This is a genomic window from Wolbachia endosymbiont of Pentidionis agamae (assembly GCF_036711655.1).
Classification (GTDB): Bacteria; Pseudomonadota; Alphaproteobacteria; order Rickettsiales; family Anaplasmataceae; genus JAZHPY01.
Genome location: NZ_JAZHPY010000033.1, coordinates 1 through 11,303, shown reverse-complemented (window position 1 = coordinate 11,303; position 11,303 = coordinate 1). Strand labels below are relative to the sequence as shown.

At 31.1% G+C, this 11,303-nt stretch carries 10 protein-coding genes and 1 pseudogene; 3 read left to right on the top strand and 8 right to left on the bottom strand.

Translation table 11 applies throughout. The features are described from left to right. Positions 1-245 precede the first annotated feature (245 nt). The 7 genes from V6U76_RS02770 to nusA all read right to left on the bottom strand — a co-directional run bounded on the left by V6U76_RS02770 (position 246) and on the right by nusA (position 6,953). Positions 246-1,043, bottom strand: a complete 798-nt coding sequence (locus V6U76_RS02770) for a metallophosphoesterase (protein ID WP_333023495.1) — start codon at positions 1,041-1,043, stop codon at positions 246-248. Further along, complete coding sequence (locus V6U76_RS02765; RefSeq protein ID WP_333023494.1) at positions 998-1,261, bottom strand: hypothetical protein; 264 nt, start codon at positions 1,259-1,261, stop codon at positions 998-1,000. Before V6U76_RS02765 ends, V6U76_RS02770 begins: the two co-directional genes overlap by 46 nt. A gap of 48 nt (positions 1,262-1,309) precedes the next feature. Further along, complete coding sequence (locus V6U76_RS02760) at positions 1,310-1,540, bottom strand: hypothetical protein (protein ID WP_333023493.1); 231 nt, start codon at positions 1,538-1,540, stop codon at positions 1,310-1,312. 323 nt (positions 1,541-1,863) lie between these two features. Beyond that, a complete protein-coding gene (gene ubiA, locus V6U76_RS02755; RefSeq protein WP_333023492.1) occupies positions 1,864-2,745 on the bottom strand; it encodes a 4-hydroxybenzoate octaprenyltransferase in 882 nt (293 codons plus the stop codon). A gap of 5 nt (positions 2,746-2,750) precedes the next feature. Next, a complete protein-coding gene (locus V6U76_RS02750) occupies positions 2,751-3,095 on the bottom strand; it encodes a ribosome-binding factor A (RefSeq protein ID WP_333023491.1) in 345 nt (114 codons plus the stop codon). Between the two features lie 2 nt (positions 3,096-3,097). Beyond that, positions 3,098-5,407: a translation initiation factor IF-2 gene (gene infB / locus V6U76_RS02745; protein WP_333023490.1), complete on the bottom strand. Its 2,310-nt coding sequence runs from the start codon at positions 5,405-5,407 to the stop codon at positions 3,098-3,100. A gap of 7 nt (positions 5,408-5,414) precedes the next feature. Continuing rightward, positions 5,415-6,953, bottom strand: a complete 1,539-nt coding sequence (gene nusA / locus V6U76_RS02740) for a transcription termination factor NusA (RefSeq protein ID WP_333023489.1) — start codon at positions 6,951-6,953, stop codon at positions 5,415-5,417. A 782-nt stretch (positions 6,954-7,735) separates the two neighbouring features. Between nusA and V6U76_RS02735 the strand changes: the two genes are divergently transcribed. From V6U76_RS02735 to V6U76_RS02725, 3 genes and pseudogenes are all read left to right on the top strand, one after another. Next, positions 7,736-8,116, top strand: a complete 381-nt coding sequence (locus V6U76_RS02735) for a hypothetical protein (protein WP_333023488.1) — start codon at positions 7,736-7,738, stop codon at positions 8,114-8,116. A 522-nt stretch (positions 8,117-8,638) separates the two neighbouring features. Beyond that, a pseudogene (locus tag V6U76_RS02730) lies at positions 8,639-8,833 on the top strand (PD-(D/E)XK nuclease family transposase); the annotation flags it as partial. Positions 8,834-9,265: 432 nt separating this feature from the next. Further along, entirely contained in the window at positions 9,266-10,183 is a 918-nt protein-coding gene (locus V6U76_RS02725) for a P44/Msp2 family outer membrane protein (RefSeq protein ID WP_333023487.1), read from the top strand. Positions 10,184-10,382: 199 nt separating this feature from the next. Here the strand turns inward: V6U76_RS02725 and dcd are convergent, their stop codons facing one another. Beyond that, positions 10,383-10,940 carry a dCTP deaminase gene (gene dcd / locus V6U76_RS02720; RefSeq protein WP_333023496.1) on the bottom strand — a complete coding sequence of 186 codons (558 nt, stop codon included), beginning with the start codon at positions 10,938-10,940 and terminating at the stop codon, positions 10,383-10,385. Positions 10,941-11,303: the final 363 nt, after the last annotated feature.

Here is an 11,303-nt window from a genome sequence, read left to right as displayed (position 1 = left end):
GATAAATACCGAAGTTTTGATTTGAGGTTCAAGCTGGAATTTACAATCTGGATATGAGTTATGTAAGAGGTCTATTTACTATTCTAATAGGATTATTATACAAGAGTAATCTTCATTACTCAATTTGTCTCTTTATTTTTGGATCTATAAAAATTTACAGGATTAATATTATGCATAACGTAAGAATTTGCTAAAATTATAAATTTTAGTCATGGATTTGTTTGTCACTACACCTCAAACCAATTTTACTGATTAAAAGAAAAATTTTCTGTCAGTTCTGCAGAATAAAGTTCTTTATTATCTTTACTATAAAAAGAAAATTTACGATTTTCAAGATCTAATATTGCAAAACCAAAACCAGGAAAGTTTAGAGCCTTTTTAGCATAAAATTTTATTCTATTAGAAGTATGAAACTCAATATTATGCATAACAGGATCCAAATCTTGGTTATATAATAGTCCCCCAGAATTTCCTGATATTATCTGTGTAGGAGCACTGTCCATCAGGAGAATTTGTGCCATATGTATATGACCAGATAATATAGCTGAAATATTCTTAATTGGTATGTTATTGAACGCAAGTAGCAGGTCCTCATTAACTTCTGAGTGATGCTTTTCAGAAGGACTAAGATTACCATTATAATTCCAGAAAGTTTTATGAGTCACAAGCCAATAAGGCATTTTTGGATTAGCATGTGCATTAAAAAATGCAAATTTCTTTTCATAATTACTAACCACTTTGTGGTTAATACTATAATCATCATTGCCACAGTAAGAAGAGTCTAACACATAAAATTGCAATGAACCTGTATTAAATATCCAACTGTTATCTGTAATTAGCATATCTACATTATCTTTTGGCACAGAATTTCCTATATCAAAATATCTATACCAAGATTTATATGCATTATTAGTTTTTAAACTACAGTAATCACAATTCTCATGATTTCCCCTTATGAATAACATAGGAAATTTTTGTAATATATTTGCACTTGGTTCTAACAATTCTTCTTTCCAGGACTTAAAACTATCACTCTCATGCATTCTTCACACTTATTTCTATTATGATAACATCTATACATCTTATAGTTATAGTCGCCAAGGTGTATAACCAAATCTGGGTTATGTGTAGATAAGGATGCAATGTTACCTACGAGTGGCCAATGTTTACTATTACATGTTGTACTGTTATCATTTGGCAATGTACAACCGCTATCACCAATAATAGCAATTTTTCCTAACTTCTCCTTAAGTACAGGCAAGCTTTCTCCGTTTATGCTTATACTTTTCACTTTTCTTGAAACAAATAATTAACAAACCTTTTCCGGAAAGCTTTGCCCGCTTGGCAATCCTCTCTCTGCCATTTCAATTTTTTTATCATTAATATATGCATATGGACATTTACTATTACCTTTCACAATTGCACGAACACCTAGCATATCTCCAGGCAAAACTTGAGACCATGAATATAGTACTTTTCTATCTGCAAAATTAGTAGAACTATAGATAACATAAAAAATAATGCCAAGTAATAATAACATAAGTAAAAGTGGTTTTCTTTATACTCTTCATACTTTATACAATAAATGTTCTGTTTTTTATATTTAATATAAAAGTTAAATTTTAGTTAACACCCTAAGTATTGTAGAAATTAGATATAATTGAAGTTATAATCAGATCTTTGAGAGAAGAAAAATCTAGGTAGGAATAGGTAGAAAAGTATAGGGTAGCAGAAGTAGATGTTGGTATATGAAGAGAAAAGAGTATGGAAAGATGTTCATGAGATATGCAAGCATGTAGTTTGATGTAACTTTTACGTAAGTCTCTTATTTTTATAAGAGATCATGGAAGAGATATGAAAATCCTATAGCGAGTTAAAAGACATTATTGATTTTAAAATTCTATCAAAAAGAATACCGAGAAATATTATCAAACCTACGTAAGAGTGATTTTTAAATGCTGACATACACTGATTACGATCGTTATAATCTAATTTTTTATGTTGGTAATAAAATATATACCCAACTATCAGAAATGAGATATAAAAAACATTATTTAATGAAGCTAGAATACCTGAACATAACCACATCATTAGTGATATCAAATAGAACCTTTTTAACCAAGATTTTGTAGAGTTTCCAAAATATAGCGCAGTTGATTTGAGTCCTATTTTTGCATCATCCTTCTTATCTTGATGAGCATATATAGTGTCATAAGCTAATGTCCAAAATATACATCCTATGTAAAAAATTATAAATTCTAAGCTAAAGTGTTCTTTTACAGCTGTTCCTCCAATTAATACTCCCATATTAAATGTGAATCCTAAGAATACTTGAGGAAACCAAATATAACGTTTGAGTAATGGATAAACAATTATCATAAACATAGATATTATTCCAAGAAGGAGGGTTACTCCGTTTGTTAATAATAATATGATAAAAGCACCACATAATAGAAGAAAAAGTGGAATTAAAGCTTGCTTAATATTTAAGAACCCACATGCAAGAGGTCTATTTCTTGTTCTTTCAACATAAGCATCTATATTTTTATCAAAAATATCATTGATTATACATCCAGCAGGACGCATTAAAAATGCTCCAACAGTAAATACGATAAGGTAAAAAAACGTTTGCAATGATAATGATTCTGTAGCTAAAAGAACTCCACTTAAAGCAGGAAATAAGAGAAGCCATATACCTGTAAGATTATTAAATCTCATTAACAAGAAATAAGTATTGGATAACATTATCTCTATTTAGTTTTATCTAATGATGCACTTACATAATGATTAAATGTTAGATCAGGCTTGAAAATTAATTGAGGAATAAAACGCAAGTCAACATAATGTAAGATAGATCGACGAATTAGCCATGCAGATTTATTTACTTCATTTAGAAGATTATTGATATCTGAACTTCCCTTATTTAAAGAAGATGGAATTAGGTAAACTTCTGCTTGTTCCAAATCAGACCTCAATTTTATAGAAGATACGGCAACACCCTTAAACACTTCACTTCCTTTCTTTTCAATAAAAAACCTTAACAGCGCCCTATTCAGCACAGATTCCAGCTTTAATTTCCTTATTTCTCTCCTCATATTTACAGTACTCTTTCCTCTTTAACTAACTGATAAACCTCTAAAATATCACCAGATTTTATATCATTATAATTCTCAAGTAACACTCCACATTCAAAATTGACTCCAACTTCTTTTACGTCATCTTTAAATCTACGTAACGCTTTTATTTTTCCTTCATGTATTAATTTAGAATTACGCATTAACTTAACCATGGAATCCCTTTTTATACTTCCATTATTTACATAACACCCAGCAATATTACCTGTCTTTGATACATCAAATACTTGCCTTACAGACAAGGAACCTATGTGTATTTCTTTAATTAAAGGTTTCAGCATCTTTGTTAAATAACTTTTTAAATCATCAATTAATTCATATATTATGGAATAGTTGTGTATTTCTATCCCTTTTCGTTTTGCTAGATCCTTCATTTTAGAGTCAATTTTCACATTGAAAGTTAAAATAATTGCATTAGATGCCTCTGCAAGCGATATATCAGAATCAGTAACTCCCCCTACTGCCTTATGCAAAACATTTAATTTTATTTGATCTTTTCCTATCTTATCTATCGAAGTTAATATTGCTTCAATAGAACCAGTTACATCGCATTTCAAAATTATAGATAACTCTTCCATGTTATCATTGCTACGGCTGAATATATCCAGAGCAACATCTGCTTTATCTTCCTGTTTGTTAATGATATTTAACCTGCTTTCAATTATATCACGTGCTTGCTTTTCAGATTCTACAACTACAAATTTATCTCCAGAACTTGGAACAGAATTTATGCCTGTTACTTCAATAGGAGTAGAAGGTAAAGCAAAGACTTCTCTCTCACTAAGATAATTCACCATAGTACGTATTTTACCATACGTTAAACCTACCACCACTATATCCCCTACCTTCAATGTTCCTTCTTCAACTATGAGCGTAGCTGATATACCTCTCATTCTATCAACTTTAGATTCTATTACCCATCCTAAAGCACGGCAATCTATAACTGCTTTTAAATCCATAAGTTCAGCAATCAACAATATTGCTTCTTCTAGTTTATCTAAATTTATTTTCTCTTTTGCAGAAACTGGTACAACTATGACATCACCACCTAATTCCTCAGGAATTAGATTATATTGAGTCAGATCATTAATAATCTTACGTATATCACTCTCCTTCGCCCTGTCAACTTTGTTAATTGCAACTATAATTGATACATTTGCAGATTTTGCATGATTTATTGCCTCTATTGTTTGTTGCATTATTCCATCATCTGCTGCTACAACTATTACAACTATATTAGTGATATTTGCACCACGTGCACGCATCTCAGTAAAAGCTTCATGCCCTGGTGTATCAATAAAAGTAATCTTTTCACCACTTGCTGTTACAATCTGATAAGCACCAATATGTTGTGTGATGCCTCCGCTTTCCTTCAGAGCAATATTTGATTGGCGAAGAGAATCAAGTAGCGAAGTTTTACCATGATCAACATGCCCCATAAAAGTAACAACAGGAGGTTTTGATGTTTTATGCAAAGCATCTTTATTACCTAAGTTTAGAAAGGAATTTTCTTTATCAAGGTTACTAATTCGTTTTACTTTGTGTCCACAACTTACTGCTATCTCACAAGCCAAATTAGCACCTAAAATACTCTCTAGAGAGTAAACCTCTTGAGTCTTCATATTCAACATCTTTATTATATGCTGGCTATTTTCTGCCATTCTCATAGACAGTTCTTTTACAGTAATTTCATCAGGTATAATTACTTCCCTTGAAACCTTGACTCTTATAGATTTAGATTTTTTACTTCTAATACTAGGCTTATTTCTAAATACAAGGTCACTCTGATCATTAAATTCCTTTTCAATTACTAATTTTGAATGCTTTAAGAAAATATCCTTATTAGCCTTTAACTGATTCTTTACAGGCTTCTCTACCTTATCTTCTACAGAGATAATCTTACTCTTTTTTAGTTCTCGTATATTATTAATCTTATTATTAAGTATTTCATCTGGCAGCTGTGCATCTGACTCTATATCTGAACTTATATTTTTGTCTGATTCTTGCTTTTCTCTATTACCTAAATTGCTTTTTTGCAACATAGCATGATGCAAAGCATTAACTCTAACAACTTGTTCTTCTTCTGTTAAATAATCACTAGTATCGATTTGATTTTGCATACTAGAAATTCTTCTTTTTTTCTTAACTTCAATTTTTATATTTGATTTTCCACTATTTTCTAAATATGAGTCGAGATGAGAATTAACCTTTAATTGAATTTTATTCAATCCATGAAGAGTAAGTTTATCTTTATTAACATTATCATTAGCCATATCTTAATTACACCAATCCCAATTTTTTTCGTGCTTTCATTATAACTGAATCAACTGTACTTTTTAGGCTCTCTAGTTCTTCTTGATTGCTGTGCAGCGTGCAAAGCATGCTATATAATTCATCATTGGATAAGTCAGCTATATCTTGTAAGGTTTTTATATGATTTTCAGCTAATTTAACTTTAGCATCCAGCGATAAAGGTAGGTCAATTAAATTGCTATCAACTTCTAAATTTGCTAACCTCTGTTTTTTTTCATCTACTTGCTTACGTAAAAATTGATTAGCCCTGTCATGTAATTCAATTGCAATATCTTCAGTGAAAGCCTCTATAGTAGTAAGTTCACTAATTGGTGCATATGCTATATCTTCTACTCTTAAAAAACCTTCTGTAACAAGCAACTGTCCTATTATTTCGTCTACATTTAAGCATTCAGCAAACAAAGCAGATACTTCTCTTAATTCCCTAGAACGTTTATCAGATTCTTCTTGAGTGCTTAATATTTTAATATCCCAGCCCACTAGCTCTGAAGCTAGCCTTATATTTTGACCCTTCTTTCCTATAGCCAAACTTAACTGATCTTCTGGAACTACTAACTCCACATAATTCTCATCCTCATCAATAACTACTTTTGATACTTCTGCAGGAGCAATTGCGTTGATAATAAATTTACCAAGCTCTGAAGAATAATTTATAATATCTAATTTTTCACCTTGTAATTCGGATATTATACTTTTTACTCTATGACCTCTTATTCCTACACATGCACCAACAGGGTCAATATTTTTATCAGAAGAGAAAACCGCAACTTTTGACCTAGAACCAGCATCTCTAGCAATTGATTTTATTACTACCAACCCATCAGAAACTTCAGGAACCTCTTGTTTCAACAACTGTTCTAAGAAACCCTTATGCACTCTGGAAAGAATAATCTGCCTACCATCACTAGATGGTTTAACATTTTCTATGCAAGCCTTAATTCTATCTCCTTGACGAAATACCTCGCCTTTCAGTAGATTTTTAGATGGAAAAAATGCTTCACTACCATTCAAATCCACAGTCAGATTTCCATATTCCACCTGCTTAACAACACCATATACTAAATCACCTATCTTACCCTTAAATTCTTCATATTGCTTTGCCAGTTCTTTGTCTTTTATAATCTGAGCAATTTTCTTTTGTGCAACTCTTGCTGATGCAACATCAATGTTAATTGGGAGATCCTGAAATATAACATCACCAACTTTTACATCTTCTTTTATCAATTTAGCACTCACAAAAGATATTACCGAACCATCTTTACTATCCATATCTTCTACAACTTTCAATTTTCTAGATAAGGAGGCCACACCCGTACTCCTATCTATAACACAAGTAATATCATTAGAAACACCATACTTTTCATAAGCAACAGCCTCTATAGAATTTTCAAGAGCTTCTACTATGAAGTCAAAATCCAACCCTTTTTGTTCTGCAAGTACCTTTGCTGCCCTTATTATATCTGTACCATTTAAATTATTGTAAACATTACCACGCTTAGTAACCATAAAAATTCAAATCTAATTTAAAAAACACCAACGTAAAACTGACATAAAACATCTTAATACTATAGTAACTATTAGTAAATTGAAGTCAAGTCATTAAAAAGATGAAACACTTTTTCATAAACCCTACAATTTATAATAAGTAATAAAGCAAATTGATAGTATACATACAACTTACTGTTATTAATTTACCTATTATTCAAAACGAAATTTATAAGTTACAATTCATTAGTATCACCAATCTCATATAAATCAAGATGATATTTCCTTTATAGTAGGCATCACATAAGAAGCAAAACATAATGCAGATACGACAAAAAGCTGCAAATGCACTGCTATACCCTATGCATTTTAAAAATTTACTATCTTTAATGAAACTTCTCATTCTTTAATAAAACTTCTCATTTTGTATATCAAATATAGTACTTATTGTCAATATTAACTTAATTAGAGTCCGTTGATCTATGCCAGACAGTATCGATAATGCTAATCTCTCTTTGATGGTAACCAATATTAAAAAGAGATTTTATTTACATAGGATAGACTCTATATTGTCAATTACAACCAGCTAAAGCTGGTGGTTTGAGTAAACACTTGCAAAGCAGATTAAGAGTTTTAAAACTCTAAAATATTAAAATCGTTATACTTTTTGTGTGTTCCTTGATCTTCAATATATTTTTGCACGTCCGTAGCAAAGATTAGGACGATTCTAGAAAGTAGCAGGAAGAAAACAAGACCAAGAAAACTTATGATGTGTTGTGTAAAATGTTATACGTTCTGAAAAATTGCTGCAAGTAGGAGGGTGTCCACCAAAGGATTTTCCAAGGTGGGAAAACATATATTTTAAAATATGTAATAATGGAGAGGAACAAAGCTTGCTAGAACGGGTCTTAATTAGCTGGAGAGGTCCGTATAAACAATGCTTAAAAAGAGAAAATCAGTTCTGCAAATTGATGCTCAAAAATACAGATGTTTCTGAAGAAAAAGGCTATGATCCTGGTAAAAAGATTTCAAGTATAAAACAGCCATCTTGCAGCATATACTCAAGGGTTACCACATGTAATTCATCTTATAATGCAGACGTGATTGATCGCAGTAGTTCTGTGAAAATGGTTGAGAATGCTGAAGAAAGCCTATCTGAAGTTAAAAACATACTGGTCAAATGAAAGATACTATTTATGCAACTGCTCATGTTATAAAGCACAGTGAGTTACATACCACAAAGATGAGTTGTTGAGCGCTCTTTCGCTTGGTTAGAAAAATGTAGTGGAAAAATTGCAAGCGTAAACTAGCTTGCAAATGCTTGTTCTTGCTTTCTCTGTTTTACTACTTAAAAGATTTTAAACAGGTTATAAGAAAAATTGCAAAACAAGAGCTAATAATAAAGCTAGCGTATGATGAGCTAGATAAGTCATGTTGGACCTAAAAAGATCTAGTCGCATATGAAGAAAGAATTTTAGATTTTCAGAAAGAAGAAAATATCCTCTCTCAAAAACTCGATGAAGCGAGAAATAAAAGCATTAAAACTGGTATAGAAAAAGGAATTAAAATCTGTGAATAGAGAAAAGATTGAAGTTGCAAAAAATTTACTTAAAGCAGGTGTTCCAATTGAAGTAATAGTGGATGCGACAGGACTTACTTTAGATGATATAAAAAATATAGAATAGATTTATTTTCAAGTGTATACTATGGAGTTTTCGAAATTTTTTGATCCAAAAATGATATTGCCTTTAAGAAGATTTTTGGCACTGAGAAAAATAAGGATATATCTCATCCATTTTTTAAATGATATTCTGGAGCCGAGTAGCGCAGATCGAATTGAAGACGTAACGTCTTTAAGTACGATTCAGGACCCAGAAATTGCTTCACAAAAGCAAAGGGTGTGTTTCAATCAAAAAATCGAGAGATATTACGATGAGCGTGTCGAATGTTTCTTTGGGAAAATCAAGAATTTTAGACGGATTTCCTCCAGATTTGGCAAGATTTCTGAGGTTTACATAGGATCTTTGAACTTCATTGAATATGGCTCGTATGAAATTTTGTCCGTATAGCCAGAACTATTATTCACATTACTTTAGCTCTCTTTGCTTTTAAAAAAGCTATCTTATGTTAGCAATCCCCACTTTTGACTTTTAAGACATGTACTGAGAGATTTAGAATACAAAAAAAAATCTTAAAAAATTTACTTGTCTCTTTTAACATATACTTATATAATAATACTTATAAATAAATTAGGAGATATTATGAATATTTTGTATAAAAAATTACTACTAAAAAGTGCAATGGCATAGCTACTATTAATTTCTACTAATACAGTGGTTGCTTCCACATATCAATCTATTTTAGATGATGAATCTAGCTCATCACAGAATGCTCTTCAGTTGCCAAATACTTCTTCACAAGATAATTTCTATCTTTCTTTTCGCTATCATGGAGAAAGACCTATTGTTGGTACATTTAGTGGAAAAGAAGATGCTTCAGGTATAGTAACAGAGAAAATTGTCAGTCTAGATAAAACAAACAAATCAGTGGATGGCTATAACCCTAAATATCAAGGAAATTTTGCAGGAAGCCTTTCTTTCGGCTATAGAATTAAAAACTTTAGATTTGAATTAGAAGGATTACATTCAGAGATTAAAACAGAAAATACATATGTGGAATTACACCGTGATCCTCCACATCTTTCTCATAATCAAAAAGATCAACCTATACATTGGTATATAAAAGACAGTAATCAAGCAATTGATAAAGATCATTATTCGAATCAATATAATTACAATAAATATCCATGGCTGAGCGCAGAAAAAATAAATGGTGAGTTGCAAGCTGGATTTAAAATGACAAATTATGGTTTCAAGAATAATGCAGCACTATTAAATGCATATTATGATTTTAATAATGCAAGTAATTTTACTCCATTTATTGGCTTCGGTGCAGGCCTCACTAATATCAAGTTTTTGAGTGCCTCATGTATAAAGCCTGCTTATCAAGCAAAAGCTGGTTTAAGCTATAATATAACACCAGAAATTCAACTATCTGCTGGATACAGGTACTTTTCTGTGGTAGGTGATAAATTTGTAGTCAAACCAGATTTAGGAAAAGAGATACCTGAATTATATTATAAAGTTGGTAATAATAATGAAAAATTTGAATATTCAGCATCAACCACTGCAACTGTTAAGAATGATCTTTCAAGTCACGCTATCGAGGTTGGTTTAACTTTTAATTTTTAAGACAGTATGGATTAAAAATATAAACTTCAGTGCACAAGTAATATTGTGCACTAGGTAATTAAGATAATATTAAATAATTACATTAGCAAAATTTAATGGAAACAATTTAGAATGAAAACAATTTAGATAGATAAAGCTCATACTTTACTTAAGATCTTCTTTTTTAAACTCAATAACCATCACATATAGGTGGAAGAATTTATTTAACTATTGGTAACGTTATGCCTTGTTGATGCATATATTTTCCTTGCAGATCATTATATGACTTCATGCACTCATCATTGCTCCTTAAAAAGATGAACTGACATGCTCCTTCATTTGCATATATTTTTGCAGGAAGAGGTGTGGTGTTAGAGAATTCTAAAGTCACATGACCTTCCCATTCAGGTTCCAGAGGAGTAACATTAATTATAATCCCACACCTTGCGTAGGTTGATTTACCTACACAAATTACTAATGTATTTCTTGGTATACGAAAATATTCAACTGTGCTAGCAAGTGCGAAACTATTAGGTGGGATAATACATACATCCGTTTCTCTATCTATAAAACTATGGTCAGAAAAATTTTTAGGATCAACAACAACAGAATTTACATTGGTGAAAACTTTAAACTTATTCCCTACTCTTGCATCATATCCATAAGATGACAACCCGTAAGAAACAACTCCTTCACAATTTTTATAATCGATAAATGGCTCTATCATTTTAAAGGCTTGAGCCCTTTCCCTTATCCATTTATCTGGCATGATAGACATAGATGATGATGAAGAATTTTTCCTTGATTTTAGAGGATAAAATAAAAATGTAAAGTAGTTAAATACACTAAGAATCCGCCCAAATCTTTCCAGAAGCAAAAAGTAAGAACGGTCATTTACAACTCGAATTTCTGCTTGCAATTTTTCCACAATCGCATGAATTTTTTTACCAAAAAAAAGACCTCTCAATAACACATCAGTCACGCCATTTTATATAAATTCCATGTGGCAAGATTTTAAAATTTTTTACCTAAATCGCAACTCCTTTTTTAAAATAGATCTTGTCAACTCAACAACCATCACCTATAAACCCCAGTTATGGGTTAGTCAATAGATAGAAGTGAAGCTAAGAGAAGGAGAGCA